The organism is Sinomicrobium oceani (genome assembly GCF_900119185.1).
In the GTDB taxonomy this organism is placed as follows: Bacteria; Bacteroidota; Bacteroidia; order Flavobacteriales; family Flavobacteriaceae; genus Sinomicrobium; species Sinomicrobium oceani.
Map to the genome: position 1 here is coordinate 101,062 of NZ_FPJE01000015.1, position 26,055 is coordinate 127,116.

The 26,055-nt window shown below is 41.9% G+C and carries 37 protein-coding genes; 2 read left to right on the top strand and 35 right to left on the bottom strand.

Annotation, left to right across the window (positions count from 1 at the left end; genetic code table 11):
• Nucleotides 1–281: 281 nt before the first annotated feature.
• From eno to rpsL, 34 genes are all read right to left on the bottom strand, one after another.
• On the bottom strand, nt 282–1,571 hold the full coding sequence (eno, locus tag BT112_RS14235) for a phosphopyruvate hydratase (RefSeq protein ID WP_072318058.1): 1,290 nt from the start codon (nt 1,569–1,571) through the stop codon (nt 282–284).
• Nucleotides 1,572–1,633: 62 nt separating this feature from the next.
• On the bottom strand, nt 1,634–2,752 hold the full coding sequence (gene carA, locus BT112_RS14240; protein ID WP_072318059.1) for a glutamine-hydrolyzing carbamoyl-phosphate synthase small subunit: 1,119 nt from the start codon (nt 2,750–2,752) through the stop codon (nt 1,634–1,636).
• A 203-nt stretch (nt 2,753–2,955) separates the two neighbouring features.
• Nucleotides 2,956–3,501 carry a 50S ribosomal protein L17 gene (gene rplQ / locus BT112_RS14245; protein ID WP_072318060.1) on the bottom strand — a complete coding sequence of 182 codons (546 nt, stop codon included), beginning with the start codon at nt 3,499–3,501 and terminating at the stop codon, nt 2,956–2,958.
• 70 nt (nt 3,502–3,571) lie between these two features.
• Complete coding sequence (locus tag BT112_RS14250) at nt 3,572–4,564, bottom strand: DNA-directed RNA polymerase subunit alpha (protein WP_072318061.1); 993 nt, start codon at nt 4,562–4,564, stop codon at nt 3,572–3,574.
• Between the two features lie 21 nt (nt 4,565–4,585).
• Nucleotides 4,586–5,191 carry a 30S ribosomal protein S4 gene (gene rpsD / locus BT112_RS14255; RefSeq protein ID WP_072318062.1) on the bottom strand — a complete coding sequence of 202 codons (606 nt, stop codon included), beginning with the start codon at nt 5,189–5,191 and terminating at the stop codon, nt 4,586–4,588.
• An 89-nt stretch (nt 5,192–5,280) separates the two neighbouring features.
• Entirely contained in the window at nt 5,281–5,673 is a 393-nt protein-coding gene (gene rpsK / locus BT112_RS14260) for a 30S ribosomal protein S11 (RefSeq protein ID WP_072318063.1), read from the bottom strand.
• Nucleotides 5,674–5,686: 13 nt separating this feature from the next.
• A complete protein-coding gene (gene rpsM, locus BT112_RS14265) occupies nt 5,687–6,061 on the bottom strand; it encodes a 30S ribosomal protein S13 (RefSeq protein WP_072318064.1) in 375 nt (124 codons plus the stop codon).
• 2 nt (nt 6,062–6,063) lie between these two features.
• A complete protein-coding gene (gene ykgO, locus BT112_RS14270) occupies nt 6,064–6,180 on the bottom strand; it encodes a type B 50S ribosomal protein L36 (RefSeq protein WP_072318065.1) in 117 nt (38 codons plus the stop codon).
• A 55-nt stretch (nt 6,181–6,235) separates the two neighbouring features.
• Nucleotides 6,236–6,451, bottom strand: a complete 216-nt coding sequence (infA, locus tag BT112_RS14275) for a translation initiation factor IF-1 (protein WP_008239515.1) — start codon at nt 6,449–6,451, stop codon at nt 6,236–6,238.
• A 91-nt stretch (nt 6,452–6,542) separates the two neighbouring features.
• Nucleotides 6,543–7,886, bottom strand: a complete 1,344-nt coding sequence (secY, locus tag BT112_RS14280; RefSeq protein WP_072318066.1) for a preprotein translocase subunit SecY — start codon at nt 7,884–7,886, stop codon at nt 6,543–6,545.
• Between the two features lie 13 nt (nt 7,887–7,899).
• Nucleotides 7,900–8,352: a 50S ribosomal protein L15 gene (rplO, locus tag BT112_RS14285; protein WP_072318067.1), complete on the bottom strand. Its 453-nt coding sequence runs from the start codon at nt 8,350–8,352 to the stop codon at nt 7,900–7,902.
• A gap of 14 nt (nt 8,353–8,366) precedes the next feature.
• A complete protein-coding gene (gene rpmD, locus BT112_RS14290; RefSeq protein ID WP_072318068.1) occupies nt 8,367–8,546 on the bottom strand; it encodes a 50S ribosomal protein L30 in 180 nt (59 codons plus the stop codon).
• 12 nt (nt 8,547–8,558) lie between these two features.
• The gene (gene rpsE / locus BT112_RS14295) at nt 8,559–9,083 is read right to left on the bottom strand and encodes a 30S ribosomal protein S5 (protein ID WP_072318069.1); all 525 of its coding nucleotides are present in this window, start codon (nt 9,081–9,083) and stop codon (nt 8,559–8,561) included.
• 6 nt (nt 9,084–9,089) lie between these two features.
• Complete coding sequence (gene rplR / locus BT112_RS14300; protein ID WP_072318070.1) at nt 9,090–9,446, bottom strand: 50S ribosomal protein L18; 357 nt, start codon at nt 9,444–9,446, stop codon at nt 9,090–9,092.
• 11 nt (nt 9,447–9,457) lie between these two features.
• The gene (rplF, locus tag BT112_RS14305) at nt 9,458–10,000 is read right to left on the bottom strand and encodes a 50S ribosomal protein L6 (RefSeq protein WP_072318071.1); all 543 of its coding nucleotides are present in this window, start codon (nt 9,998–10,000) and stop codon (nt 9,458–9,460) included.
• An 18-nt stretch (nt 10,001–10,018) separates the two neighbouring features.
• Nucleotides 10,019–10,417, bottom strand: coding sequence for a 30S ribosomal protein S8 (gene rpsH, locus BT112_RS14310; protein ID WP_072318072.1), 399 nt, complete (start codon nt 10,415–10,417; stop codon nt 10,019–10,021).
• A gap of 60 nt (nt 10,418–10,477) precedes the next feature.
• Entirely contained in the window at nt 10,478–10,747 is a 270-nt protein-coding gene (rpsN, locus tag BT112_RS14315) for a 30S ribosomal protein S14 (protein ID WP_072318073.1), read from the bottom strand.
• Nucleotides 10,748–10,749: 2 nt separating this feature from the next.
• The gene (gene rplE / locus BT112_RS14320; RefSeq protein ID WP_072318074.1) at nt 10,750–11,301 is read right to left on the bottom strand and encodes a 50S ribosomal protein L5; all 552 of its coding nucleotides are present in this window, start codon (nt 11,299–11,301) and stop codon (nt 10,750–10,752) included.
• Between the two features lie 2 nt (nt 11,302–11,303).
• Nucleotides 11,304–11,618 (bottom strand): 50S ribosomal protein L24, encoded by a 315-nt coding sequence (gene rplX, locus BT112_RS14325; protein ID WP_072318075.1) that lies wholly within the window; start codon nt 11,616–11,618, stop codon nt 11,304–11,306.
• A 14-nt stretch (nt 11,619–11,632) separates the two neighbouring features.
• On the bottom strand, nt 11,633–12,001 hold the full coding sequence (gene rplN, locus BT112_RS14330; protein ID WP_072318076.1) for a 50S ribosomal protein L14: 369 nt from the start codon (nt 11,999–12,001) through the stop codon (nt 11,633–11,635).
• A gap of 2 nt (nt 12,002–12,003) precedes the next feature.
• Nucleotides 12,004–12,264, bottom strand: a complete 261-nt coding sequence (gene rpsQ / locus BT112_RS14335; protein ID WP_072318077.1) for a 30S ribosomal protein S17 — start codon at nt 12,262–12,264, stop codon at nt 12,004–12,006.
• Nucleotides 12,265–12,281: 17 nt separating this feature from the next.
• Entirely contained in the window at nt 12,282–12,473 is a 192-nt protein-coding gene (gene rpmC / locus BT112_RS14340; RefSeq protein ID WP_072318078.1) for a 50S ribosomal protein L29, read from the bottom strand.
• A 13-nt stretch (nt 12,474–12,486) separates the two neighbouring features.
• Nucleotides 12,487–12,906, bottom strand: coding sequence for a 50S ribosomal protein L16 (gene rplP / locus BT112_RS14345; RefSeq protein ID WP_072318079.1), 420 nt, complete (start codon nt 12,904–12,906; stop codon nt 12,487–12,489).
• A 19-nt stretch (nt 12,907–12,925) separates the two neighbouring features.
• The gene (gene rpsC / locus BT112_RS14350) at nt 12,926–13,639 is read right to left on the bottom strand and encodes a 30S ribosomal protein S3 (RefSeq protein WP_072318080.1); all 714 of its coding nucleotides are present in this window, start codon (nt 13,637–13,639) and stop codon (nt 12,926–12,928) included.
• A gap of 7 nt (nt 13,640–13,646) precedes the next feature.
• Nucleotides 13,647–14,054 (bottom strand): 50S ribosomal protein L22, encoded by a 408-nt coding sequence (rplV, locus tag BT112_RS14355; RefSeq protein WP_072318081.1) that lies wholly within the window; start codon nt 14,052–14,054, stop codon nt 13,647–13,649.
• 9 nt (nt 14,055–14,063) lie between these two features.
• On the bottom strand, nt 14,064–14,342 hold the full coding sequence (gene rpsS, locus BT112_RS14360) for a 30S ribosomal protein S19 (protein WP_008613595.1): 279 nt from the start codon (nt 14,340–14,342) through the stop codon (nt 14,064–14,066).
• Nucleotides 14,343–14,354: 12 nt separating this feature from the next.
• Nucleotides 14,355–15,179, bottom strand: coding sequence for a 50S ribosomal protein L2 (gene rplB / locus BT112_RS14365; protein ID WP_072318082.1), 825 nt, complete (start codon nt 15,177–15,179; stop codon nt 14,355–14,357).
• Between the two features lie 12 nt (nt 15,180–15,191).
• Nucleotides 15,192–15,482, bottom strand: coding sequence for a 50S ribosomal protein L23 (gene rplW / locus BT112_RS14370; protein ID WP_072318083.1), 291 nt, complete (start codon nt 15,480–15,482; stop codon nt 15,192–15,194).
• A gap of 7 nt (nt 15,483–15,489) precedes the next feature.
• Nucleotides 15,490–16,119, bottom strand: coding sequence for a 50S ribosomal protein L4 (rplD, locus tag BT112_RS14375; protein ID WP_072318084.1), 630 nt, complete (start codon nt 16,117–16,119; stop codon nt 15,490–15,492).
• A complete protein-coding gene (rplC, locus tag BT112_RS14380) occupies nt 16,119–16,736 on the bottom strand; it encodes a 50S ribosomal protein L3 (protein ID WP_072318096.1) in 618 nt (205 codons plus the stop codon). The genes rplD and rplC overlap by 1 nt, the downstream gene beginning before the upstream one ends.
• Nucleotides 16,737–16,946: 210 nt before the next feature.
• Nucleotides 16,947–17,252 carry a 30S ribosomal protein S10 gene (gene rpsJ / locus BT112_RS14385; protein WP_072318085.1) on the bottom strand — a complete coding sequence of 102 codons (306 nt, stop codon included), beginning with the start codon at nt 17,250–17,252 and terminating at the stop codon, nt 16,947–16,949.
• A gap of 11 nt (nt 17,253–17,263) precedes the next feature.
• Nucleotides 17,264–19,390 (bottom strand): elongation factor G, encoded by a 2,127-nt coding sequence (gene fusA / locus BT112_RS14390; protein WP_072318086.1) that lies wholly within the window; start codon nt 19,388–19,390, stop codon nt 17,264–17,266.
• A gap of 21 nt (nt 19,391–19,411) precedes the next feature.
• Nucleotides 19,412–19,888: a 30S ribosomal protein S7 gene (gene rpsG / locus BT112_RS14395; protein WP_072318087.1), complete on the bottom strand. Its 477-nt coding sequence runs from the start codon at nt 19,886–19,888 to the stop codon at nt 19,412–19,414.
• A 97-nt stretch (nt 19,889–19,985) separates the two neighbouring features.
• Nucleotides 19,986–20,366, bottom strand: a complete 381-nt coding sequence (rpsL, locus tag BT112_RS14400; RefSeq protein ID WP_072318088.1) for a 30S ribosomal protein S12 — start codon at nt 20,364–20,366, stop codon at nt 19,986–19,988.
• 595 nt (nt 20,367–20,961) lie between these two features.
• Between rpsL and BT112_RS14405 the strand changes: the two genes are divergently transcribed.
• Both BT112_RS14405 and BT112_RS14410 read left to right on the top strand, forming a co-directional pair.
• Complete coding sequence (locus BT112_RS14405; protein ID WP_072318089.1) at nt 20,962–24,237, top strand: SusC/RagA family TonB-linked outer membrane protein; 3,276 nt, start codon at nt 20,962–20,964, stop codon at nt 24,235–24,237.
• A 14-nt stretch (nt 24,238–24,251) separates the two neighbouring features.
• Complete coding sequence (locus tag BT112_RS14410; RefSeq protein WP_072318090.1) at nt 24,252–25,685, top strand: SusD/RagB family nutrient-binding outer membrane lipoprotein; 1,434 nt, start codon at nt 24,252–24,254, stop codon at nt 25,683–25,685.
• A 152-nt stretch (nt 25,686–25,837) separates the two neighbouring features.
• Here the strand turns inward: BT112_RS14410 and BT112_RS14415 are convergent.
• A partial coding sequence (locus BT112_RS14415; protein WP_139276215.1) for a transposase occupies nt 25,838–26,055 on the bottom strand: 218 nt, incomplete at its 5' end.

Consider the following 26,055-nt stretch of genomic DNA (forward strand, 5'->3'; position numbering starts at 1 on the left):
AAGCGAACGAGAGTTGCGAAAATACAAAATAATGTGTTAATATAAGGTTAATTACCACTATTTTTGCTTGTTGAGACGCCTGAAAAGCGGTTATCTGACAAAGATCTTTCTACAGGTTAATATTATCAATCCTCAGAATTACATCGACAAATATAAACCCCTTCGCTCTTCGAGACCACAGCAATTAGACTTTCCATATCCGACCGAGAAAACCCCCGAAAAAGAAAAGCTCCGGAAGGTGAACTCCGGAGCTTTGTATTAACTTGCGAAAAAGGAATGCCCTATTTTACCTTAAAGGCTTTTTCTTTGGGGTAGTAGGCTACATCTTCCAATTCTTCTTCGATACGCAGTAACTGGTTGTATTTGGCCATACGATCGCTTCGTGAAGCCGAACCTGTTTTGATCTGACCTGTGTTCAAAGCCACAGCAAGGTCTGCAATCGTATTATCTTCGGTCTCACCGGAACGGTGCGACATTACGGAAGTATATCCTGCATTATGGGCCATATTTACGGCAGCGATGGTTTCGGTCAGGGTACCTATCTGGTTTACCTTGATAAGAATGGAATTGGCTATACCGTTCTCTATACCACGGGAAAGGCGCTCCACGTTAGTAACAAACAGGTCATCACCTACCAGCTGTACCTTATCCCCTATCTTTTCGGTGAGGTATTTCCATCCTTCCCAGTCGTTCTCGTCCATCCCGTCCTCAATAGAGATGATAGGGTATTTACCGGCGAGTTCGGCCAGATAATCTGCCTGCTCGTGAGACGTTCTGACTTTCCCTTTATCACCTTCAAATTTGGTGTAATCGTATTTTCCGTCAACATAGAACTCGGCAGAAGCACAATCCAGGGCTATCTTCACATCATCACCGGCTTTGTAACCTGCTTTTTCGATAGCTTTGATGATAGTCTCCAGAGCATCTTCGGTTCCGTCGAGGGTAGGTGCAAATCCTCCTTCGTCTCCTACTGCTGTACTAAGCCCTCTGTCGTGCAATACTTTTTTGAGGTTGTGGAAGATCTCTGTTCCCATTTGCATGGCATGTGTAAAGTTCTCTGCTTTTACAGGCATGATCATGAACTCCTGGAACGCGATAGGGGCATCGGAGTGAGACCCTCCGTTTATAATATTCATCATCGGTACGGGAAGCGTATTGGCACTTACCCCACCAACGTAACGATACAAAGGCATACCAAGTTCGTTTGCTGCAGCTTTTGCCACGGCAAGAGATACTCCGAGTATAGCATTAGCCCCAAGTTTGGACTTGTTTGACGTACCGTCGAGCGCTATCATTTTCTTATCGATAGCATTCTGCTCGAAAACAGACGTTCCTACAAGTTCCTCGGCAAGAATGTTATTGACATTATCTACGGCTTTAGACACTCCTTTACCCATATAGGAAGAACCACCATCTCTGAGCTCAACAGCTTCATGCTCTCCTGTAGATGCTCCGGAAGGAACGGCTGCCCTACCTAAAATTCCACTTTCGGTAACAACATCGACCTCTACGGTGGGGTTACCTCTTGAATCTAATATCTGCCTTGCGTGAACACTAATAATTATACTCATAATATTGCTTTGTTATATTCTTTTTCTTTTTCGTTATAATTGGCTTGTCAACTACGATCAGTTCAACTATTTACCGCATTCTTCCCTGAGATCATTTCCACAAACTGGTCAAACAGATACGATGCATCGTGTGGTCCCGGGCTCGCCTCGGGATGGTATTGTACGGAAAAACAGTTTTTGTTCTTAATACGGATACCTGCAACAGTATCGTCATTGAGATGTACATGGGTGATTTCCACACCTGCGTGATTTTCGACTTCTTCCCTGTTTACGGCAAATCCGTGATTCTGTGATGTGATCTCTCCTTTTCCGGAAAGCAGGTTCTTCACAGGATGATTGATTCCGCGGTGTCCGTTATGCATTTTATACGTAGAAATCCCCTGAGACAATGCAATAACCTGATGTCCGAGACAAATACCAAAAAGCGGCAGATCTTCTGCTATAATCTTTTTAGCTACATCTATAGCACTCTCCAGGGGTTCCGGGTCACCAGGCCCGTTGGAAAGGAAATATCCGTCCGGGTTCCATGCTTTCAGTTCTTCGAAAGTAGCATCATAGGGGAACACTTTGATATAGGCATCCCTTTTGGCAAGATTCCGAAGAATATTTTTTTTGATACCGAGATCCAGTGCCGCAACCTTATAGGTAGCATCAGGATTTCCGAAGAAATAGGGCTCTTTGGCCGATACTCTGGAAGACAATTCCAATCCTTTCATGTCCGGAACTTCTGCAAGTTTTGCTTTCAATTCCTCTATACGATCGACCTCCGTAGAAATTACGGCATTCATAGCTCCGTTATCACGTATATAACTTACCAGCGCTCTGGTATCGACATCGGAAATAGCGAAAAGGTTATTTTCATCGAGAAAATCCTTTAACGACCCATCGGCATCGACACGGGAGTAATTATAGCTGAAGTTTTTACAAACAAGCCCCGCTATTTTCACCGAATCCGATTCTACTTCATCGGCATTTACACCATAATTACCGATGTGCGCGTTGGTTGTTACCATGATCTGGCCGAAGTAGGAAGGATCCGTAAAGATCTCCTGGTACCCCGTCATACCGGTATTAAAACACACTTCTCCGAAAGCAGTTCCTTCTTTACCTACTGCTTTTCCATAAAAAATGGTCCCATCCGCGAGGATAATGACCGCTTTCTTTCTCGATTGATACTTCATGTAAGGATAAGTATTTTAAATAAATTCTCTGAAGTCCTTTTTGATATAAGACCCTTTGATATTACCACCCATACAGGGTAACAGTAAGATCGTGTCATTCCGGACATTCCGAAGAATTTTAAAAAGTTTTACAAAATAACATAAAAAAAAGGATAAACTAAAATGTTTATCCTTTTGATATGTAATGATTTCGTTATCATTTGTTATTCCTCCGATGCAGGTTTCTTATCTTCTCCTTCGGCAGATTTTTCAGCTTTCGTTTCCTTTTTGGGAGCTTCTGCTTTTTTCTCTTCTTTTACGGGAGCTTCAGCAACCGCATCGTCCTGAGCCTTCTTGCTACGACCTCTTCGGGTAGTCTTTTTCTTGCTACCTTTTCCTGTATCGTAAGTTTCGTTGTAATCAACGAGCTCGATAAGCGCCATATCCGCGTTATCCCCGAGACGGTTACCTAATTTGATAATCCGCGTATATCCTCCCGGACGATCTGCAACTTTTACCGCAACATCCCTGAAAAGTTCGCTGACAGCTTCCTTACTTCTAAGTCTGCTGAAAACTATTCTTCGGTTGTGTGTAGTATCTTCTTTTGATTTTGTTACCAGAGGCTCGATGAACTGCTTCAACGCTTTTGCCTTGGCTACGGTAGTGTTGATACGCTTGTGTTCTATTAAAGAGCACGCCATATTCGCCAACATAGCCTTTCGGTGTGCTGATTTCCTCCCTAAATGGTTTATTTTCTTTCCGTGTCTCATCTTAATTCCCTATTGTTCTTTTCCGGAAATGTACTCCCTGTGAAGGGAATACATTCGAAAAAGGAAAAGATTAATCTTTATCTAATTTATATTTTGACAAATCCATTCCGAAGCTCAGCCCTTTCACGCTTACCAGTTCTTCCAGTTCAGTCAGGGACTTTTTACCGAAGTTTCGGAATTTCATTAAATCGTTTTTATTAAAGGATACGAGGTCACCCAGTGTATCCACCTCGGCAGCTTTCAGACAGTTCAATGCACGTACGGACAAATCCATATCCACCAGTTTGGTCTTCAGTAATTGTCTCATGTGCAGAGACTCTTCATCATAAGTTTCCGTCTGTGCGATCTCATCGGCTTCGAGCGTTATCCGCTCATCGGAGAACAACATGAAGTGGTGTATGAGTATCTTGGCCGCCTCAGTAAGGGCATCTTTAGGATGAATGGAACCATCGGTGATAATTTCAAAAACCAGCTTTTCATAATCCGTCTTCTGTTCTACACGATAGTTCTCAATGCTGTATTTTACGTTCTTTATCGGAGTAAAGATAGAGTCTGTAAAAATAGTCCCAATAGGCGCGTTTGGCTTCTTGTTTTCTTCAGCAGGAACATATCCTCTTCCTTTCTCTATGGTAAGTTCCAGGTTGATATTCACACTGGATTCCATATTACAGATAACCAGATCCGGGTTCAATACCTGAAAACCGGAAATGAATTTCTGGAAGTCACCTGCTGTCAATTGCTCCTTACCGGTCACTGAAACCGAAACAGTTTCGTTATCCACATCCTCGATCTGCCTTTTAAAGCGGATCTGTTTGAGGTTCAGGATAATTTCTGTGACGTCTTCCACCACACCGGATATTGTAGAGAATTCGTGCTCCACGCCTTCTATTTTTACCGATGTAATAGCAAAACCGTCCAAAGAAGCCAGCAAGACTCTTCGCAATGCGTTACCAACGGTCAATCCGTATCCGGGTTCCAAAGGGCGAAATTCAAATTTCCCTTCGAAATCGGAGGAATCGATCATTATAACTTTATCGGGCTTTTGAAAATTAAATATTGCCATAATACGACAGCTGTCTGATTATTATTTAGAGTATAACTCGACGATTAATTGTTCTTTGATGTTTTCCGGGATCTGAATTCGCTCCGGAACAGCAACAAAAGAACCTTCTTTTTTCTCGGAATTCCAAGTAATCCATTCGTAAACACTGGAACTGTTTGCCAAAGAATTCTCGATCACTTCAAGTGATTTTGACTTTTCGCGAACTCCAACAACATCGCCGGGTTTTAAAGTATAAGAAGGAATGTTTACGATTTCCCCGTTTACGGTAATATGACGGTGCGAAACTAATTGTCTTGCACCTCTTCGGGAAGGTGATACGCCCATTCTGTACACTACGTTATCCAGACGGGACTCACATAATTGTAATAATACCTCACCGGTAACTCCTTTGCTTCGGTTGGCTTTTTCGAACAGGTTTCTGAATTGCTTTTCCAGGATACCATAGGTGTACTTAGCCTTTTGCTTCTCCATCAACTGGATAGCATACTCCGATTTCTTTCCTCGTCTACGGTTGTTACCGTGTTGTCCGGGAGGGTAATTTTTCTTTTCAAAAGATTTGTCATCTCCAAAGATCGGCTCTCCGAATTTTCTTGCGATCTTGGTTTTTGGACCAGTATATCTTGCCATTTCTTAATTTTTTTGAGGATGATTATGAATTAAGGCTTATCCTTCGATAATCGTTAACTATCCCCAGTTGTATAAACGCGTTAATTAACTTAAACTCTTCTTCTTTTGGGAGGACGACATCCGTTGTGTGGCAACGGTGTAACATCGATGATCTCCGTAACTTCTATACCTGCATTGTGGATAGTACGTATAGCAGATTCTCTTCCGTTACCCGGTCCTTTAACATAGACCTTAACTTTTCGGAGACCAGCTTCCTGAGCTATCTTCGCAGCATCTTCTGCAGCTACCTGGGCAGCGTAAGGAGTATTTTTCTTAGATCCTTTGAAACCCATTTTCCCGGCAGATGACCAGGATACCACATCTCCTTTTTTATTCGTAAGGGAAATGATGATATTGTTGAATGATGCAGAAATATGCGCTTCACCTACAGATTCTACAACGACCTTGCGTTTCTTAGAAGTTTTTGTATTTGACTTTGCCATATTACCCTACCTATTATTTAGTTGCTTTCTTCTTGTTAGCAACAGTTTTTCGTTTACCTTTTCTTGTCCTGGAATTATTTTTGGTCCTTTGCCCTCTAAGTGGTAAACCAATTCTGTGACGGATACCTCTGTAGCATCCTATATCCATCAATCGCTTGATGTTAAGCTGTACTTCAGAACGCAATTCCCCCTCGATCTTGAAAGCTCCAACAGCTTCACGAATACGGTTGATTTCGTCATCGGTCCAATCAGACACCTTGGTATTTTCATCTACTTCAGCCTGCGCCAGTATCTCTTTGGCTCTGCTTTTTCCAATACCAAAAATATAGGTTAATGAGATAACCCCTCTTTTATGTTTTGGTACATCTACTCCTGCGATTCTTGCCATAATTACCCTTGTCTTTGTTTAAATCTAGGATTCTTTTTATTAATTACGTACAATCTCCCCTTACGACGCACAATAATGCACTCGGGACTTCTCTTTTTTAATGATGCTCTTACTTTCATGATAATTCAATGTTCGAGTTCGGGATTGCAAAGATAGCTATCTATTCCGAACCATTTAGTATCTATACGTGATTCTTGCTTTAGTAAGGTCATAGGGACTCATTTCCAGCTTTACCTTATCTCCAGGCAACAGTTTTATATAATGCATACGCATTTTTCCGGATATATGAGCAGTAACCACATGACCGTTTTCCAATTCTACACGAAACATTGCATTAGACAATGCTTCGATAATTGTTCCGTCTTGCTCTATTGCTGATTGTTTAGCCATTTAAATACTTCTCAGTTTTGTAACCTGCCTGTACGGGCAGATAAGGTTTATAGATTTATGAGTACCACATGCGGCTCATAATTCGCCTTCCTTATGCCACTACTTTTCTGTTCTTACCTGTTTTCATCAGTCCGTCATAGTGCCTGTTCAGCAGGTACGAATTTACTTGCTGCATGGTATCAATGGCAACTCCGACCATAATGAGCAGCGACGTCCCTCCGTAGAAAAGCGCCCATCCCTGCTGCATACCAACGATTTTAACCACAAACGCAGGCAAAATAGCAATAATTGCCAGGAATATAGATCCGGGAAAAGTGATCAGCGACATGATTTTGTCGAGATAATCACCGGTTTCCTTACCGGGTTTAACCCCCGGAATAAACCCTCCGCTTCGTTTAAGATCGTCAGCCATTTTGTTGGTAGGAACCGTAATGGCGGTGTAAAAATACGTAAAAACTATGATCAGCAATGCAAAGACCAGGTTATACCAGAATCCGAAAATATCCATAAAGGCAGTTTTCACGGATTGCGCAGCCTCAGAATTAGACAATCCTGCAAGCGCTCCCGGAACAAACATAATGGCCTGTGCAAAAATTATGGGCATTACTCCCGAAGCATTAAGCTTAAGGGGAATATACTGTCTTGATCCGAATACATTCTTTTCATAACCGCCTGAAGCTGTTCTTCTGGCATACTGAACCGGGATCTGCCGTGTGGCCATAACCAGCATAATACTTGCAAGGATAACCACAAACCAGATAACAAGCTCAATAAGAATCAGCATCAGACCTCCGTTGTTCTCAGATACTCTCGATGCAAATTCCTGAGCGAAAGACTGAGGTAACCGGGCTATAATCCCCACCATGATGAGCAGTGAAATACCATTACCGATACCTTTATCCGTAATTTTTTCACCGAGCCACATCGCAAAAATTGTTCCGGTTACCAGAATAATAACCGACGGGATGATAAAATCGAGTCCTTTTCCTAAAAGAAAAGCACTGTCCGGTACACCCAGAGCTCCGAGTCCGTACAGATAGGCCGGTGCCTGAACCACACATATTGCTATGGTAAGCCATCGTGTGATCTGGTTAATGGTCTTTCTACCGCTCTCTCCCTCTTTTTGCAGTTTCTGCAGGTAAGGTATTGCTATCCCCATAAGCTGCACCACAATAGATGCAGAAATATAAGGCATAATACCCAAAGCGAAAATGGAAGCGTTGGCAAAAGCCCCTCCCGTAAAAGCATTAAGAATCCCCAATAAACCGGTATCTGTTTTGGTGGACAGTTCCGCTAGTTGTACCGAATCAACACCAGGAAGCACGATCTGTGTACCGAAACGATACACCAGCAGTAACCCGAGGGTTACTACTATTCGGCTCTTCAGCTCTTCTATCTTCCAAATGTTGCTAAGTGTCTCTAAAAATTTCTTCATGGTCGGTTTTTTCTTATAAAGTTACCGCTTCTCCACCTGCCTTTTCAACGGCAGCTTTAGCGCTGGCAGTAAATTTATGAACAGATATTTTCAGCTTTGCCTTCAGTTCTCCACCACCCAGTATTTTTACCAGGTCGGATCTTTTAACTACTCGGTTAGTCACTAAGATATCCATATCCACGGTATCGGTGATAACACCTTTATCTACCATGTCCTGTAAAGTACCAAGGTTGATCCCAACATACTCTTTTCGGTTAATGTTTTTAAAACCGAATTTAGGAACACGTCTTTGAAGGGGCATTTGTCCACCTTCAAAACCGATCTTTTTAGAGTATCCGGAACGAGACTTAGCTCCTTTATGACCTCTTGCAGCGGTACCTCCTTTTCCGGAACCTTCTCCACGGCCAACTCTCTTTCCGTCCTTATGTACTGAACCTTCTGCAGGTTGTAAGTTACTTAAGTTCATACCTATATTGTTAATTAAGCCTCTTCTACAGAAACTAAGTGTTTAACTTTATTTACCATACCAAGGATATTTGGTGTAGCATCGTGTTCTACAACCTGTCCTATTTTCTTCAGACCAAGAGCTTCCAACGTTCTCTTTTGATCCTGAGGACGTTTAATATTACTCTTTACTTGTGTAACTTTGATCTTTCCCATTTCTATCCTTGTTTATCCTTTAAAAACTTTCTCCAGAGAAATTCCACGCTGCGCAGCAATGGTTCCGGCCCCTCTCAGTTGCAACAGTGCATCGAAAGTAGCTTTTACCACATTGTGCGGGTTAGAAGATCCCTGAGACTTAGACAATACATCATGTACTCCTACCGCTTCGAGTACGGAACGAACCGCACCACCTGCGATAACCCCGGTACCGTGAGAAGCAGGCTGGATATACACCCTTGCTCCACCGTATTTACCTTTCTGCTCATGTGGCAACGTTCCCTTGTTCAGGGGGATACGAACCAGGTTCTTTTTAGCATCTTCTACAGCTTTGGAAATAGCATCGGCAACTTCCTTGGATTTTCCAAGGCCGTGACCAACAACTCCGTTCTCATCACCGACTACCACGATAGCAGAAAAACCAAATGCTCTACCACCTTTAGTAACCTTAGTAACTCTCTGTACGCCAACCAGACGGTCCTTCAGTTCCAGCCCGCCGGGTTTTACCAATTCTGCGTTTTTGTATTTCTGATACATAATTTCTTAGAATTTAAGTCCTGCTTCCCTTGCTCCTTCTGCTAATGATTTCACCCTTCCGTGATAAAGATAACCACCTCTGTCAAAAGAAACAGTTTCTATTCCGGATTTCAATGCTTTCTCGGCAATAGCCTTACCTACCAAAGCAGATATTTCTATTTTAGTGCCTTTAGAGTCCGCAATGTCCTTATCTCTGGAAGATGCCGATGCCAGGGTTACTCCCTCAACATCATCCACCAGTTGTGCATAAATCTCTTTATTGCTTCTGAAAACAGCCAGTCTCGGCTTTACAGCAGTTCCGCTGATCACCTTTCTGATTCTGTTTTTTATACGTTGTCTTCTTTCGGTCTTTGATAATGCCATAATACTAATTATTAAGCTGATTTACCTGCTTTTCTTCTCAATTGCTCTCCGACAAACTTGATACCTTTTCCTTTGTAAGGCTCTGGCTTACGGAAAGAACGGATCTTGGCAGCAACCTGGCCTACCAACTGTTTATCGTACGATGTCAGTTTAATAATAGGATTTTTCCCTTTCTCAGAAATGGTTTCCACCTTTACTTCAGGTGCAAGCTCCAAAACGATGTTATGAGAAAAACCAAGAGCAAGATCAAGTTTCTGACCCTGATTGCTGGCTCTGTAACCTACACCAACCAGTTCCAGCTCTTTGGTAAACCCTTCAGAAACCCCAACAACCATATTATAGATCAAAGCACGGTACAGTCCGTGTTTTGCTCTTTGTTCTTTGCTTTCATCGGTAGTTTCCAATATAATCTGTCCATCCTCTTGCTTTACAGCAATGTCTTTAACTTCTTGAGTTAATTCGCCTAATTTACCTTTAACGGTTACGTTGTTCCCTTCTACGGTAACGGTAACCCCGTCAGGTACATTTACTGGACTTTTTCCTATTCTTGACATTTTCTTTGTCTTTATTTGTTAGTAAACGTAACACAACACTTCACCACCCACATTCTCCTGTTTAGCCTGCTTACTGGTCATTACTCCGTGAGAAGTAGAGACAATAGCTACTCCCAGACCATTCAGAACTCTGGGCAGATCGGCAGAACCAACATACTTACGCAACCCGGGTTTACTCACACGTTGTATCTTTTTGATAATGGGCTCCTTGGTAGCTTTATCATATTTCAAAGCTATCTTTATTTTACCCTGCACGGCATTATCCTCGAATTTATAACTCAGGATATATCCCTGATCAAACAAGATCTTGGTTATTTCTTTTTTCAAATTAGAAGCGGGAATCTCCACTACACGGTGACCAGCACTGTTGGCATTCCTGATTCTTGTCAAATAATCTGCTATAGGATCTGTATACATCTGTATTTATTTGCGGTTGCAGTTTTCGGATCTACTCCGAACTTACCACCAGTTAAAAATTTACCAACTTGCTTTTTTAACACCGGGGATCAATCCCTGGTTAGCCATTTCACGGAAAGTTACCCGTGAAATACCGAAAACTCGCATATACCCTTTTGGTCTACCTGTAAGTTTGCAACGGTTGTGTAACCTTACGGGTGAAGCATTTTTAGGTAATTTCTGAAGTGCTTCGAAATCACCGGCTTCCTTAAGAGCCTTACGTTTCTCAGCATACTTATCTACCAGTTTCTGCCTCTTCACCTCACGGGCTTTCATGGATTCTTTTGCCATACTTAATTCTTTTTAAATGGTAATCCCAATTCGGTTAACAATGATTTCGCTTCTTTATCGGTCTCCGCAGAAGTAACAAAGGTAATATCCATACCGGATATTTTATTCACTTTGTCTATATCGATCTCCGGGAAGATAATTTGCTCTGTCACTCCCAGGTTGTAATTTCCTCTACCGTCAAAACCATTGGCCTTGATACCGTTAAAGTCCCTTACCCTTGGCAAAGCACTTGTCACCAATCTATCAAGGAATTCGTACATTCTTTCTCCCCGTAAAGTCACTTTTGCCCCGATAGGCATTCCTTTACGAAGTTTAAAAGATGCAACGTCCTTTTTTGACATGGTTGACACTGCTTTTTGCCCGGTAATCCTGGTAAGCTCATCCACAGCATGGTCAATGAGTTTTTTATCGGCAACAGCAGCTCCGACACCACGGCTAACTACAATCTTTTTTAATTTAGGTACCTGCATTACGTTCTGATACCCGAACTCTTCTGTAAGAGCAGAAACTATTCTGTCCTTATACTCTTGTTTCAATCTCGGAATGTAAGCCATAACTAAATTACTTCATTAGATTTCTTGGAAACTCTCACTTTCTTTCCATCCTTAACTTCATACCCTACTCGTGTTACTTCTTTCGATTTAGGATCGAGCAGCGACAGGTTAGAGATATGAATAGGAGCTTCTTTTTCAACGATTCCTCCCTGAGGGTTGTTAGCACTGGGCTTTTGATGTTTCTTCACCGTATTAACTCCCTCAACGATCGCTTTATTCTTTTCACGATCTACCTTCAGAACCTTACCTTCAGAACCTTTATGATCTCCGGCAATAACCCTTACAGTATCTCCTGATTTTATTTTTAGCTTTGTCATTTTGCTATCTTGTATTACAGCACCTCAGGTGCTAATGATACGATCTTCATAAACTGCTTATCGCGAAGCTCTCTTGCTACAGGACCGAAAACACGTGTACCACGCATTTCACCGGCAGCATTCAGCAACACACAAGCATTGTCATCGAAACGAATGTAAGAACCGTCAGGTCTACGCACCTCTTTCTTGGTACGAACAACTACTGCAGTAGATACTTGTCCTTTCTTAACGTTTCCGTTAGGAGTAGCCTCTTTTACAGTAACTACTATCTTATCACCTACAGAAGCATATCTTCTTTTTGTACCTCCGAGAACACGGATAGTCAGAACCTCTTTGGCTCCGGTATTATCCGCTACTTTTAATCTAGATTCCTGTTGTACCATAATTACTTCGCTCTTTCAATGATTTCAACTAATCTCCAACACTTGGTTCTGCTCAACGGACGAGTCTCCATTATCTTCACAGTATCACCGATGTTGCAATCGTTCTTTTCGTCGTGCGCAACATATTTCTTAGTTTTCAACACGAACTTTCCGTACATAGGGTGTTTTACCCGTTTCACTTCGGAAACGACAATGGATTTCTCCATTTTATTACTGGTTACAACACCTATTCTCTCTTTTCTTAATTTTCTTTTTTCTTCCATCTTAAAGCAGCATAGAATTATTGTAATTCTCTTTTAGTAAGCTCAGTGGCTAATTTCCCAACCGTTCTTCTTGCCTTTCTAAGCTGAAGCGGATTTTCCAGTGGCGTAATAGCATGGGCCATTTTTAAGTCTGCATAATTCTTTTTGAATTCACCGAGCTTTTCCTGTAGCTCAGCAACAGATAATTCTTTAATTTCTGACTGTTTCATAATTCCTCAAGTATTAAGCTGAATAATCCCTCGCCACAATGAATTTTGTTTTCACCGGAAGCTTCTGTGCTGCAAGACGCAATGCTTCTTTCGCAACGTCCAGCGGTACTCCACCGACTTCAAACATAATTCTGCCTGGTTTAACAACTGCAGCCCAGTATTCCACTGCACCTTTACCTTTACCCATACGTACCTCAAGAGGCTTCTTGGTGATCGGTTTATCCGGGAAAATCTTAATCCACAACTGCCCTTCCCTTTTCATATAACGGGTAGCCGCAATACGCGCAGCTTCTATCTGACGCGCTGTAATGAATGAAGAATCCATAGATTTTATACCGAACATTCCGTTTGAAAGCTCATGTCCTCTTTGGGAGTTCCCTTTCATACGTCCCTTCTGCTGCTTGCGATATTTGGTTCTTTTTGGCTGTAACATTTTTCTTTACTTTAAAAAATTACTTTCTGCGACGAGCTTTTTTCGCACCGCCTTTACCGCCTCCTTGTTGCTTTTTGGACATTCCAACAAGCGGAGACAACTCCCTCTTTCCGTAAACCTCGCCTTTCATGATCCACACCTTCACACCCAGCCTACCATAAGTAGTATGAGCTTCAACAAGTGCATAATCGATATCAGCTCTGAAGGTAGACAAAGGAATCCTTCCTTCTTTGTAAGATTCAGAACGCGCCATTTCCGCCCCGTTCAAACGTCCGGAAATTTGCACCTTAACACCTTCTGCATTCATCCTGATTGCAGCTGCAATAGCCATTTTTATAGCTCGTCTGTAGCTGATTCTGCTCTCTATCTGACGTGCAATACTTGCAGCAACGAGATTAGCGTCCAGTTCCGGCCTTTTAATCTCGAAAATGTTAATCTGAACCTCTTTGTCCGTAATTTTCTTAAGCTCTTCTTTCAGCCTGTCTACCTCCTGTCCGCCTTTCCCGATAATAATTCCGGGACGGGCAGTGGTGATAGTAACGGTTACAAGCTTCAGGGTACGCTCAATAATTACTCTTGAAACACTAGCTTTTGACAAACGAGCATGAACATATTTTCTGATCTTATCGTCTTCGGCAATTTTATCGCCGTAGTCCTTACCGCCATACCAGTTAGACTCCCATCCTCTGATAATACCAAGGCGATTTCCGATTGGATTTGTTTTTTGTCCCATTTATCTCCTAGCTTTGTGTGTTATTATTAGCTCCAAGCACCAATGTTACGTGATTGGAACGTTTTCTTATCCTGTGCGCACGACCTTGCGGTGCAGGACGAAGCCTTTTCAGCATACTTCCTCCGTCCACACGGATCTCCTTAACAAACAGGTCTGCATCTTCAATGCTTGCATCCTCGTTTTTGGCCTGCCAGTTGGCTATAGCAGACAACAACAGTTTTTCCAAACGACGGGATGCCTCCTTTTGACTAAATTTCAAAATAGCAAGCGCTTTTTCTACTTTTTGTCCCCTTACCAGATCCGCAACAAGACGCATCTTTCTGGGGGAAGTAGGGCAGTTATTCAACTTTGCAAATGCTAATTCTTTCTTAGCTGCTTTGATTTGCTCTGCTCTTTCTCTTTTGCGAACTCCCATAGCTTCCTATTATTTTTTTCCTTTATTTTTCGCACCGGCGTGACCTCGGAAAGATCGTGTCGGTGAAAATTCTCCTAATTTATGTCCCACCATGTTTTCTGTAACATATACAGGAACAAACTGACGACCATTATGAACAGCTATAGTCTGACCAACAAAATCCGGTGTTATCATAGAAGCTCTGGACCAGGTTTTTATAACCGTCTTCTTCCCAGACTCTACATTTTGTTGTACTTTTTTCTCGAGACTATAGTGAACGTAAGGTCCTTTCTTTAACGAACGTGCCATCTGTAATTTCTTTTATTTCTTTCTACGTTCTACAATATACCTATTACTCGCCTTGGTTCTGGAACGGGTTTTAAATCCTTTTGCAGGAATTCCGTTTCTAGACCTCGGATGTCCTCCTGAAGCCCTACCTTCACCACCACCCATCGGGTGATCTATCGGGTTCATAGCCACAGGTCTTGTTCTCGGTCTTCTACCAAGCCATCTGCTTCTACCCGCTTTACCGGATACGATGAGCTGATGATCTGAGTTAGACACTACTCCAACAGTTGCAAAACAAGCACCGAGGATCATCCTGGTTTCACCAGAAGGAAGTTTTACCGTAGCGTACTTCCCTTCTCTCGCCATCAACTGAGCAAAGGCACCGGCACTACGAGCCATTACAGCTCCCTGCCCCGGTCGTAGCTCTATACAAGAAATCACTGTACCCAATGGAAGATCAGACAAAGGCATTGCATTACCGATCTCAGGCGCACTACCAGGACCGGAAACAACTGTCTGACCAACTTTCAAACCGTTTTGAGCTATCACATAACGTTTCTCACCGTCGCTGTACTTCAACAAGGCAATAAACGCCGTTCTGTTCGGATCGTACTGAATAGACTCCACTGTAGCTTCTACACCAACCTTCTCTCTCTTAAAGTCTATAACACGATACTTCCTTTTATGACCACCACCTCTGTAGCGGATAGTCATCTTTCCTTGACTGTTTCTTCCCCCTGACTTTTTTAACGGAGCGAGCAAACTCTTCTCCGGCTTATCAGTAGTAATCGCGTCAAATCCGTTTACTACTCTAAAACGCTGTCCCGGGGTTACCGGTTTTAATTTTCTAACTGACATTTTTGTCTTTCCTTATATATTACTATAAAAATCAATAGTATCTCCTTCCGCCACCTGAACAATAGCTTTCTTATAAGCATTGGTCTTACCGTATTGCATACCGGTTTTAGTGTAGCGTACACTTCTCTTAGGACCGTAATTCATTGTTCGGACTTTCTCTACAGAAACTCCGTAAGCAGCTTCTATAGCATCCTTGATCTCCAGCTTATTAGCCTGGCCGTTTACAATGAAACCATAGCGATTATTCACCTCGCTGTCAGCGGTCACTTTTTCCGTAATTATAGGCTTAATTAACACACTCATGGTCCATTTATTTACTCAAATTCGACTCAATTCCTTCTAAAGCACCCTCAAGAAGCACTACACTGTTTGCGTTGATCACTTTATAAGTGTTTAATTCAGAAGCACTTATAACCTCAGACGCTTTTAAATTGCGTGACGACAAATATACATTTTTATTTGGCTCACCCAATACAAACAGTGTTTTTTTATTCTCTAACCCTAAGGCTTTCAGCACAGAAGTAAAATCTTTGGTCTTTGGAGCATCAAAATTGAAACCTTCCAAAACCACGATCGCCCCTTCTTTTGCTTTTATACTTAAAGCTGATTTCCGAGCCAGGCGTTTTACTCCTTTGTTAAGCTTCTGGGTGTAATCTTTAGGTCTCGGACCAAAAATTCGTCCACCCCCTACAAAAACAGGAGACTTGATACTTCCGGCACGTGCCGTTCCGGTACCCTTCTGCTTTTTGATCTTCCTGGTACTACCAGCGATCTCTCCTCTTTCTTTAGCCTTATGAGTACCCTGACGCTTATTGGCCAGGTAACGCTTTACATCGAGATAAACAGCATGATTGTTTGGCTCTATTCCATAAACAGCATCAGAAAGACTAACCTTTCTACCTGTTTCTTTTCCGTTTATATCTAATACTGCTACTTCCATTACTTCTGAACTATTACGTAAGCGTTTTTATGCCCGGGGACACAACCTTTGATAACGATAAGGTTTTTTTCCGGAACAACTTTCAACACTCGCAGGTTTTCAACTGTTACTCTTTCAGCTCCCATTCTTCCAGCCATGCGCATTCCTTTGAATACACGGGCAGGATAAGATGCCGCACCAATAGATCCGGGCGCTCTGAGACGGTTATGCTGACCGTGAGTAGCCTGACCCACACCGCCAAATCCGTGTCTCTTAACAACACCCTGGAAACCTTTACCTTTAGACGTTCCTGTCACATCTACAAACTCTCCTTCACTGAAGTGCTCTACTGTGATCGTGTCACCTAATTTAAAATCTCCTTCAAAGCCCTGGAACTCGACGATCTGTTTTTTAGGAGAAACACCTGCTTTTTTAAAATGACCTAATTCGGCCTTATTAGCACGTTTTTCTGCCTTGTCATCGAAACCAAGCTGAAGAGCCTCATACCCGTCAACCTCTTTGGTTCTGACTTGGGTAACTACGCAAGGACCTGCCTCAATAACGGTACAAGGAATGTTTTTTCCGTTCTCGTCAAAAATGCTGGTCATGCCAATCTTTTTACCAATTAACCCAGACATACTGATTTTTGTGATTTTAGATTTAAACCCCGGTCCACGAAACTGCATGGAACAAGATCCAAACCCGTTGTTATTAATTAAACTATTGTTTCAAAAAATTCAGGGTTAAAAAACATATTTCAACCCTGAATATATTTTCTATCTCCGTTTTTCCCTTGCGAAACGCTCAGGACATGTCTCCGGAAAAACACGCTTCCGGACTGGAAATCATCACACCTTGATCTCCACTTCAACTCCACTCGGCAATTCGAGTTTCATCAAAGCATCGATAGTCTTGGAAGATGAGCTGTAGATATCGAGTAACCTTTTGTAAGAACTCAACTGAAACTGCTCTCTCGATTTTTTGTTAACGTGAGGTGAACGCAAAACCGTAAACAATTTCTTATGGGTTGGCAACGGAATAGGACCAGTTACCACAGCTCCGGTAGTCTTTACCGTTTTAACGATCTTCTCAGCAGACTTATCAACCAGGTTATGATCGTATGATTTTAATTTTATTCTTATTTTCTGACTCATTTCCGTAAAATTTAAGCTTCAACTCCTTTTGCCTTCTTAATAACCTCTTCAGCTATATTCGCAGGAGTTTCCGCATAATGAGAAAATTCCATAGTAGAAGTTGCTCTACCCGAAGACAGGGTACGAAGCGAGGTTACATAACCAAACATTTCCGAAAGCGGCACCAAAGCTTTGATAACTTTAGCTCCGGCTCTGTCATCCATGTTATTCACCTGTCCGCGACGACGGTTAAGGTCACCCACGATATCACCCATATTCTCTTCAGGAGTAAGGACCTCCAGCTTCATAATAGGCTCCATCAAAACAGCTTTCGCAGCTCTTGCAGCAACTTTATAACCCATTTTCGCAGCCAACTCAAAAGAAAGCGAATCGGAATCCACAGGGTGGAAAGACCCATCCTTCAGAACAATCTTCATCGCATCCATTTCAAATCCGGCCAAAGGACCATTTTTCATAGCTTCCCTGAAGCCCTTCTCTACAGAAGGCACATATTCTTTAGGGATGTTACCACCTTTAATGATGTTAACAAACTCAAGACCGGTTTTTCCTTCTTCGGCAGGCTCCATAGTAAACACGATATCCGCAAATTTACCACGTCCACCGGTTTGTTTCTTATAAACCTCCCTGTGATCTGCAGAAGCCGTGATAGCCTCTTTGTATTCCACCTGGGGCTGACCCTGACTAACCTCCACTTTAAACTCACGTCTCAAACGATCCACGATAATATCCAAGTGAAGCTCTCCCATTCCGGATATAATAGTCTGACCGGAAGCCTCATCGGTTTTCACCTGGAAGGTAGGATCTTCTTCCGCCAGTTTGGAAAGCGCCATACCCAGCTTATCTACGTCTGCCTTGGTTTTTGGCTCTACCGCAATACCGATAACCGGATCAGGGAAGTTCATACTTTCCAACACTATAGGATGCTTCTCATCACACAACGTATCTCCGGTCTTAATTTCCTTAAAACCTACAGCCGCTCCAATATCACCGGCAGAAATAGACTCTATCGCGTTTTGCTTGTTAGAGTGCATCTGATAAATACGGGAAATACGCTCCTTCTTACCGGAACGCGTATTCAAAATATAAGAACCAGCATCCAGTTTCCCCGAATACGCTCTAAAGAACGCCAGACGGCCCACAAAAGGATCTGTCGCGATTTTAAATGCCAAGGCAGCAAAAGGCGCAGTCACTTCCGGTTTTCGAGAAATTTCTTCACCGGTATCCGGGTTGGTACCCACAATAGCATCTTTGTCTACCGGAGAAGGCAAATACCTGCAAACAGCATCCAGCAGAAACTGAACACCCTTGTTCTTAAAGGAAGAACCACACACCATAGGTATGATACTCATATCCATAACAGCAGCACGAAGCGCAGCATGAATTTCATCTTCGGTAATAGAATTCTCATCCTCGAAAAACTTCTCCATCAAACTCTCATCGTACTCGGCAACAGCTTCGATCAACATCGCCCTGTACTCGTCCACTTCCTCTTTCATATCTTCCGGTATAGCCACCACATCAAAGGTAGAACCGAAATTATCCTCATGCCATACAACAGCCCTGTTCTTAACAAGATCGACTATGCCCTTAAAATCAGCTTCCTCACCGATAGGAAGTACGATCGGCACTGCATTAGACCCTAACATCTCCTTTACCTGTTTACAAACATTGAGGAAGTTAGACCCCTGACGATCCATTTTATTAACAAATCCCATTCTCGGGACCTTATAGTTATCAGCAAGTCTCCAGTTAGTTTCAGACTGCGGCTCAACACCGTCTACTGCACTAAATAAAAAAACCAATCCATCAAGAACCCTTAATGATCGGTTTACCTCCACCGTAAAGTCAACGTGACCGGGAGTATCTATAATATTAAAGTGATACGGCTTGGTATCAGGTGTAGGCTGCGCATTTTCCATAGGAAAATTCCAGGTACAGGTTGTAGCTGCCGAAGTAATGGTAATACCACGTTCCTGTTCCTGCTCCATCCAGTCCATAGTAGCCGCCCCGTCGTGCACTTCTCCTACTTTATGACTCACACCGGTATAGAACAAGATACGCTCTGTAGTCGTTGTCTTTCCCGCATCAATATGCGCGGCAATACCGATGTTTCTAGTATATTTTAAATCTCTTGCCATTTTTTATTATGTTCTTAGCGATTAAAATCTAAAGTGAGAGAATGCCTTGTTAGCTTCAGCCATCTTATGCGTATCAACCCTTTTCTTAACAGCCGCACCTTCTTCTTTTGCCGCAGCAAGAATTTCTCCTGCAAGTTTCTGCGCCATAGACTTTTCATTTCGCTTACGAGAGAACCCGATAAGCCATTTCATAGCCATAGACACCTTCCTGTCAGGCCTTATCTGCATAGGGATCTGAAAAGTAGCACCCCCAACACGACGACTCCTCACTTCAACGTGTGGCATCACATTAGACAATGCATCCTTCCAAAGCTCCAAAGCAGATTTATCTTCGTTTTGCTTCTTTTCGTCTACGATATCAATCGCATCGTAAAATATCTTAAACGCTACAGACTTCTTACCATCCCACATCAGGTTATTCACGAAGCGGGTCACCAATTGATCGTTAAATCTTGGATCCGGTAAAAGAGGCCTCTTTTTCGCCTTTCTTTTTCTCATTTCTTTTCTTTAAATTGTATTCGACCTTTTTTATTAATCAAAGACGGAACGCGTCTTCTACACAGCAAGGTTCATCACCTTACTCTCCGCAAAACACCTATTTCTTATCCTTAGGTCGCTTTGCACCGTATTTAGACCTTCTTTGCGTCCTTCCCTGCACACCTGCAGTATCAAGCGCCCCGCGGACAATATGATACCTCACACCAGGCAGGTCTTTTACCCTTCCGCCTCTTACCAATACTATCGAGTGCTCCTGGAGGTTATGTCCTTCTCCCGGGATATAAGCGTTCACCTCATTACCGTTAGTCAAACGTACACGAGCAACTTTACGCATCGCTGAGTTTGGCTTCTTAGGCGTAGTAGTGTAAACACGCGTACAAACCCCTCTTCTTTGAGGACACGAATCCAAAGCAACCGATTTACTCTTCTTGGTAATTCTGGCTCTTCCTTTTCGTACTAATTGTGAAATTGTTGGCATAATTTACTTTACGATAAATGTTTAAATTAAATAAAGCCTCTTTTTAGAGGGTGGCAAAGGTAGAAATATTTTCCAACTATTCAAATCATAAACGATTAATTTTCTTCAAAATAGCCCTATTTCCTATTTTCACCCCCTACACCCAACCCTCTGACCGCTCAATACTTACAAAAAAACCAAATAACCCAACATTCAGTCCGACTCATTTAAAACCTCAGAAAAGCATACGCAAACCACACATTACAACCCGCAGACATTGTTACAAAACCAAGCTTCACCTCTGCATTTCCCGCAAACCCTCACAATCCCGTCTTTTTTTGCATAAAATTCACACCAAACCACTACTTTTCCTGTTAAAATCAGAAAAATTAACGTTACAACCGAAAACCTTTATTTTTACAAATACGATATAAAAATAACTTTTTTAACATAAAACCTTAAAAAAATATTATCTTAAAATAATATTAACGCATCTTTTTATGTTAAAATATAATACTAAGACACACATAACTCCTAAGATATTTCTGTTAATAAATTGTTACCGTTAGGTTTTTTGCACATATTTGGAGCACTAATTCAAAATAATTTTCAAAACATGAGAACAAAACTTAGCGGAATCTTAACGCTTTTTCTGGCGTTAATGGTGCAAATCGGTTTTGCACAGGAAAAGACGATTTCCGGTACGGTTACAGACACCGGCGGTATGCCACTGCCAGGTGCCAACGTCGTCATTAAAGGTACCAGCACGGGTACTCAAACAGATTTCGACGGTAACTTTACCATAAACGCAAGTGAAGGACAAACCCTTCAAATCTCTTATATCGGTATGAAAACTTCCGAAGTAAGAGTTGGATCATCTTCGAACATCGCTGTCCAGCTCGAAGAAGATGCGCAAAGCCTGGATGAAGTCGTTGTTACTGCACTCGGGATTAAGAGAGAGAAAAAATCTCTCGGATACGCTTCTCAGGAAGTAAGTGGAGAGAAGCTGGCTCAGGTTCCGGTTGCAAACATGAGTGATGCCTTAAGTGGTACTGTTGCAGGACTGAACATAACACAATCAGGAACTATGGGTGGTTCTACCAATATAGTCCTGCGAGGTGTGAGTTCATTAGTAGGCAATAACCAGGCGCTGATTGTTATTGACGGAACTCCCATAAACAACGAAACTTTTAACCAAAACGGAATTGGTGATGGCGGTGGAGGTTATGATTATGGTAATGGTCTTTCCGACGTTAATCCAAATGATATCGCAGATGTCAACGTATTAAAAGGCGCTGCTGCAACTGCATTATATGGTTCAAGAGGTATGAATGGTGTTATCATGATTACCACGAAAAAAGGTAGGGCTAATGAAAAAATCGGGGTTCAGTTTAATAGTGCTATTACCGTAGGGACAGTTAATAAAAAAACTCTACCTAAATACCAAAATCAATATGGAGGAGGTTATGGGGGATATTCTTTCTATGATGTAACTGAAAATGGACCAGATATCAATGGTGATGGTATTTTTGATGACAACATTGTTTATACTTATGATGATGCCTCTTTCGGTTCCAGATTTGACCCCAACAAACTGGTCTACAACTGGGATTCGCAGTACCCGCAACTGCCCGGTTATCTTCAACCAACTCCTTTTGTCGCTGGAGCCTCAACACCCAATGACATTTGGGGTACTGCTACTACTTACATGAATTCAGTTTCTTTTAGTGGAGGTGACGATAAGGGAACATTCAGAATGGCATATACCAACTTCCTGCAAGAAGGTGCGCTCCGAAATAGTGATATCACAAGGAACACTATTGACTTTTCAGCAACTTATAATCTTACAGAGAAGCTAAGTGCATTCGGAAACATAACTTATACAAATACTAAGGGACAAGGACGTGTTTATACCGGATATGAAGGCAGGAATCCTATGCAGGGATTCAGACAGTGGTGGAACATGTCTGTGGATATGCAAAAACAAAAAGAAGCTTATTTGGCTACTGGACAAAACATGACATGGAACCTTACAGATTGGGAGTCCCGAAAGGTTGGGTACGCCGATAACCATTATTTTGATCGTGACAATAATTACCAATCGGATAGAAAGAATCGTTTCTTCGGTAATTTCGGATTGAATTATGAGATCAATGACTGGATGAGTTTAATGGGGAGATTTACCTTTGATACGTTTAGTGAGTTGAGAGAAGAAAGAGTGGCAGCAGGCTCATCCTCCGGCATTGGTAGAACTAGCCATGGGGGTGCCGGAGAATATTATTTTATGAACCATACCGTAAGCGAATACAATTACGACATGATTCTTAATATAGATAAAGATCTCAACGAGGATTTAAATCTGAATGCTAATGTCGGTTGGAACTTAAGAGTGAACAAGAGATACGGGAATAGTGCCCAAACCAATGGTGGACTTAAAGTTCCTGGTCTATATTCCATTACAAATACCGCCAATCCTTTAACAGAGGAGGATATGCTGGATCTCAACATAAACAAAAAAGTAGACGGCTTTTTTGGACAGTTTAATTTGGGATGGCGTGATATGGTTTATTTAGGTGGATCTGTTAGAACTGATAGGTCGTCTGCACTTCCGGTTAAAAACAACAGATATTGGTATCCTTCCGGGTCGGTGAGTTTTGTGTTTTCTGAACTTTTAGACTCCAGAGAAACTATTAATTTTGGTAAATTCAGATTTAACTACGCCCGTGTAGGTAATGATACAGATCCTTACCAACTTATGAACACATATGCCTTTGATCCGAGTTTTAACGGCGCATATAGCGCGTCTGCTCCTGCTACCTCAAACAATCCTAATTTGAAATCAGAGACTATGGAAGAGTTCGAGGCAGGACTCGAAATGAATTTCTTTGCTAGCAGATTAAGCTTTGATCTTTCGGTATATCAGCGTAAAACTTTTGATCTTATTACTAATACTGCAGTTTCAGGCTCTAGCGGATTCACAGGTATTTGGGTGAACTCAGGAGATATCGAGAACAAAGGTATTGAAGCCAGAGTTACAGTAGTTCCGGTACAGTCTCAAGATTTCCGATGGGAAATGACGGCTAACTGGGCTAAAAATGAGAATAAAGTGACAAGAATATTCGGTGATAACGAATTCCTTCTGTTAGGCTCGATGTGGAATACAACTGTTGGAGCTCAAATTGGGGAATCTACCGGGACCATAAGAGGCTATGATTTCGTTTACGATGACGCTACCGGGCAAAAAGTTGTTGGAACAGACGGAAAATACCTAGTGGACACCTCTGATTCGCAAGCAGTAATAGGAGATGCTAATCCAGACTGGATTGCAGGTTTGAACAACTCCTTTACTTACAAAAATTTGAATTTAAGCTTTTTGATTGATATTAAGCATGGCGGAGATGTCTATTCACAGGACATGGCCTTTGGTTTAGCCACAGGTTTATATCCGGAAACTGCAGGTCTTAACGAATTGGGGAATCCCAAAAGAGACCCTGTTTCTGCAGGTGGTGGAGTTCTTCTTCCCGGAGTTAAAGAAGATGGGACTACAAATGACATAAGAGCAGATTATTCTACTTATTATAATCCTGATGGTTATTATGGAGGTTCAGGCGGTATAGGTGCTCCAGAAAAAATGCATGTATATGATGCCTCCTATGTTAAGTTAAGGAATATATCTCTGTCGTATAATATGCCCAAAGATTTCTTTGGAGAAAAGTCACCAATTGACAATATGACTCTTTCCCTTATAGGGAGAAACCTATGGATTATACATAAGAATTTGCCGTATGCTGATCCGGAATCAGGAATGTCTGCTGGAAATATAATGGGATTCCAGAATGGATCACATCCGAGCTTTAAAGAAATAGGAGCTAGTCTGAAAATAGAATTCTAAAAAAGAGAAAGACAATGAAAAAAATAATATTCATATTAACGTCAGCTTTGGTGATCTCTGCTTGTTCGGATGATGATTACGCCAGGCTGAATGAAGATCCAAAAAATCCAATATCCGTCCCTGGTAGCTTTCTTTTTACCAGTGGTGTCAAATCGTTGTTTGATCAGATGGGATCTACAAGTGTAAATAATAATATCTTTAGGCTGGTCGCTCAACAGTGGACGGAAACCCAGTATGTGACAGAGACTAATTATGACATTAAGAACAGATCTATACCTTCTGCTCATTGGAATAATATTTATACTGCATTATATGATTTGCAGCAGGCCAGAATATCTGTCCAGGAAGATCCCGACCTGCTAGATGGTGTAAAAGCAAATCAGTCCTCTATTATTACTATAGTAGAGGTTTACGCCTGGCAACAAATGGTAGATACTTTTGGAGATATACCTTACACAGAAGCTCTTCAAGGAACAGAAAACACTGTTGCCGCCTATGATGATGCAGCTACTATTTACGAGGATTTACTGACACGCATCACCGAGGCGTATAATAATTTCAGTACCGGGTCCGAAGGTTTAGATAGCGATTTTATCTATGATGGAGATATCAGTCAATGGCAAAAACTGGCAGCATCGATTAAATTTAAACTCGCTATGCGGCTTTCAGATGTAAATCCATCACTATCCCAACAACATGCAAACGAAGCTATAGGTTGGGGACTAATAACATCAAATAGTGATAATTTCACACTCCCTTACGAACCTAATAACACTAATGCTCATCCATTGTATGCTGATTTGGTATTAAGTGGCAGACAAGATTTTGTTCCGGCAGATACTTTTGTAGATTATTTAAACAATTTGGAAGATCCGCGTAGATCTGTATTTCTAGATGACAACCTAGGGGAAAATACTTATATTGGTGGTGTCTATGGAGCTCTTAACAATTACGCTAATTTCACACATATTGGAGAAGTATTTTATGAACCGGATTTATCTGGTAATTTATTAGATTTTGCCGAAATTTCTTTCTTACTTGCTGAAGCTGCTGAAAGAGGCGGCTATAATGTTGGAGCGAGCGCTGAAGAATATTACACTCAGGGTATTACGGCAAGTATGGAATATTGGGGCTTGAGTTCGGCCGAAATAGATGCGTACCTTATGAGACCAGAAGTTGATTATGCTACTGCACCGGGTACGTGGCAAGAAAAAATTGGTATGCAATTCTGGATCGCCATGTACAACAGAGGCTTTGAAGCCTGGAATGTCTGGAGAAAATTTAGTTCTCCAGAGCTCAGGTTACCGGCGGCTACTGGCAACCCTATCCCTTTAAGATTTACTTATCCAAATAGAGAATATACCCTTAATGAAGCCAATGTTGCCGCTGCAGCTTCCGCAATTGGTGGAGACGAACAGCAAACACCGGTTTTCTGGGATGTTAACTAAAAAAACATTTCCGGTTAATCCACAATAACAGAAAGAGGCCGTCTAAAAAGTTTTAGGCGGTCTTTTTATATTTAGGCTATTTTCTTGCTTTCAACCTACAAGGAGCAAGAGTTGCGTGTTAAAAAGTTAATGAGTTAATAGAAGTTGTGGGATTACGCCCTTAACCCAACCTTTTTAAGATTGTGTGCCATAGCCACAAGCCCTATTTCGGTTTCCACTTTATCCAGTCCTCTGAGCATAAAGCGCTTGAAGCCCATATTCTGCTTTATATTCCCAAAGACAGCCTCCACCTCCCAGCACCTCCTTTTTCGGTGGGCAATGCCCTGTTCTGAGAGCAACAGTGCTTTGGCCTTGGCCTTTAACCGTATTA

What these genes read in the sequence shown, in the direction of transcription:
- eno (WP_072318058.1), bottom strand. Translation starts at nt 1,571, where the DNA reads ATGAGTATAATTATTAGTGTTCACGCAAGGCAGATATTAGATTCAAGA.
- carA (WP_072318059.1), bottom strand. Translation starts at nt 2,752, where the DNA reads ATGAAGTATCAATCGAGAAAGAAAGCGGTCATTATCCTCGCGGATGGG.
- rplQ (WP_072318060.1), bottom strand. Translation starts at nt 3,501, where the DNA reads ATGAGACACGGAAAGAAAATAAACCATTTAGGGAGGAAATCAGCACAC.
- BT112_RS14250 (WP_072318061.1), bottom strand. Translation starts at nt 4,564, where the DNA reads ATGGCAATATTTAATTTTCAAAAGCCCGATAAAGTTATAATGATCGAT.
- rpsD (WP_072318062.1), bottom strand. Translation starts at nt 5,191, where the DNA reads ATGGCAAGATATACTGGTCCAAAAACCAAGATCGCAAGAAAATTCGGA.
- rpsK (WP_072318063.1), bottom strand. Translation starts at nt 5,673, where the DNA reads ATGGCAAAGTCAAATACAAAAACTTCTAAGAAACGCAAGGTCGTTGTA.
- rpsM (WP_072318064.1), bottom strand. Translation starts at nt 6,061, where the DNA reads ATGGCAAGAATCGCAGGAGTAGATGTACCAAAACATAAAAGAGGGGTT.
- ykgO (WP_072318065.1), bottom strand. Translation starts at nt 6,180, where the DNA reads ATGAAAGTAAGAGCATCATTAAAAAAGAGAAGTCCCGAGTGCATTATT.
- infA (WP_008239515.1), bottom strand. Translation starts at nt 6,451, where the DNA reads ATGGCTAAACAATCAGCAATAGAGCAAGACGGAACAATTATCGAAGCA.
- secY (WP_072318066.1), bottom strand. Translation starts at nt 7,886, where the DNA reads ATGAAGAAATTTTTAGAGACACTTAGCAACATTTGGAAGATAGAAGAG.
- rplO (WP_072318067.1), bottom strand. Translation starts at nt 8,352, where the DNA reads ATGAACTTAAGTAACTTACAACCTGCAGAAGGTTCAGTACATAAGGAC.
- rpmD (WP_072318068.1), bottom strand. Translation starts at nt 8,546, where the DNA reads ATGGGAAAGATCAAAGTTACACAAGTAAAGAGTAATATTAAACGTCCT.
- rpsE (WP_072318069.1), bottom strand. Translation starts at nt 9,083, where the DNA reads ATGTATCAGAAATACAAAAACGCAGAATTGGTAAAACCCGGCGGGCTG.
- rplR (WP_072318070.1), bottom strand. Translation starts at nt 9,446, where the DNA reads ATGGCATTATCAAAGACCGAAAGAAGACAACGTATAAAAAACAGAATC.
- rplF (WP_072318071.1), bottom strand. Translation starts at nt 10,000, where the DNA reads ATGTCAAGAATAGGAAAAAGTCCAGTAAATGTACCTGACGGGGTTACC.
- rpsH (WP_072318072.1), bottom strand. Translation starts at nt 10,417, where the DNA reads ATGTATACAGATCCTATAGCAGATTATTTGACAAGAATCAGGAATGCC.
- rpsN (WP_072318073.1), bottom strand. Translation starts at nt 10,747, where the DNA reads ATGGCAAAAGAATCCATGAAAGCCCGTGAGGTGAAGAGGCAGAAACTG.
- rplE (WP_072318074.1), bottom strand. Translation starts at nt 11,301, where the DNA reads ATGGCTTACATTCCGAGATTGAAACAAGAGTATAAGGACAGAATAGTT.
- rplX (WP_072318075.1), bottom strand. Translation starts at nt 11,618, where the DNA reads ATGACAAAGCTAAAAATAAAATCAGGAGATACTGTAAGGGTTATTGCC.
- rplN (WP_072318076.1), bottom strand. Translation starts at nt 12,001, where the DNA reads ATGGTACAACAGGAATCTAGATTAAAAGTAGCGGATAATACCGGAGCC.
- rpsQ (WP_072318077.1), bottom strand. Translation starts at nt 12,264, where the DNA reads ATGGAAGAAAAAAGAAAATTAAGAAAAGAGAGAATAGGTGTTGTAACC.
- rpmC (WP_072318078.1), bottom strand. Translation starts at nt 12,473, where the DNA reads ATGAAACAGTCAGAAATTAAAGAATTATCTGTTGCTGAGCTACAGGAA.
- rplP (WP_072318079.1), bottom strand. Translation starts at nt 12,906, where the DNA reads ATGTTACAGCCAAAAAGAACCAAATATCGCAAGCAGCAGAAGGGACGT.
- rpsC (WP_072318080.1), bottom strand. Translation starts at nt 13,639, where the DNA reads ATGGGACAAAAAACAAATCCAATCGGAAATCGCCTTGGTATTATCAGA.
- rplV (WP_072318081.1), bottom strand. Translation starts at nt 14,054, where the DNA reads ATGGGAGTTCGCAAAAGAGAAAGAGCAGAGCAAATCAAAGCAGCTAAG.
- rpsS (WP_008613595.1), bottom strand. Translation starts at nt 14,342, where the DNA reads ATGGCACGTTCGTTAAAGAAAGGACCTTACGTTCACTATAGTCTCGAG.
- rplB (WP_072318082.1), bottom strand. Translation starts at nt 15,179, where the DNA reads ATGTCAGTTAGAAAATTAAAACCGGTAACCCCGGGACAGCGTTTTAGA.
- rplW (WP_072318083.1), bottom strand. Translation starts at nt 15,482, where the DNA reads ATGAGTGTGTTAATTAAGCCTATAATTACGGAAAAAGTGACCGCTGAC.
- rplD (WP_072318084.1), bottom strand. Translation starts at nt 16,119, where the DNA reads ATGGAAGTAGCAGTATTAGATATAAACGGAAAAGAAACAGGTAGAAAG.
- rplC (WP_072318096.1), bottom strand. Translation starts at nt 16,736, where the DNA reads ATGTCTGGGTTAATTGGTAAAAAGATTGGCATGACCAGCATTTTTGAC.
- rpsJ (WP_072318085.1), bottom strand. Translation starts at nt 17,252, where the DNA reads ATGAGTCAGAAAATAAGAATAAAATTAAAATCATACGATCATAACCTG.
- fusA (WP_072318086.1), bottom strand. Translation starts at nt 19,390, where the DNA reads ATGGCAAGAGATTTAAAATATACTAGAAACATCGGTATTGCCGCGCAT.
- rpsG (WP_072318087.1), bottom strand. Translation starts at nt 19,888, where the DNA reads ATGAGAAAAAGAAAGGCGAAAAAGAGGCCTCTTTTACCGGATCCAAGA.
- rpsL (WP_072318088.1), bottom strand. Translation starts at nt 20,366, where the DNA reads ATGCCAACAATTTCACAATTAGTACGAAAAGGAAGAGCCAGAATTACC.
- BT112_RS14405 (WP_072318089.1), top strand. Translation starts at nt 20,962, where the DNA reads ATGAGAACAAAACTTAGCGGAATCTTAACGCTTTTTCTGGCGTTAATG.
- BT112_RS14410 (WP_072318090.1), top strand. Translation starts at nt 24,252, where the DNA reads ATGAAAAAAATAATATTCATATTAACGTCAGCTTTGGTGATCTCTGCT.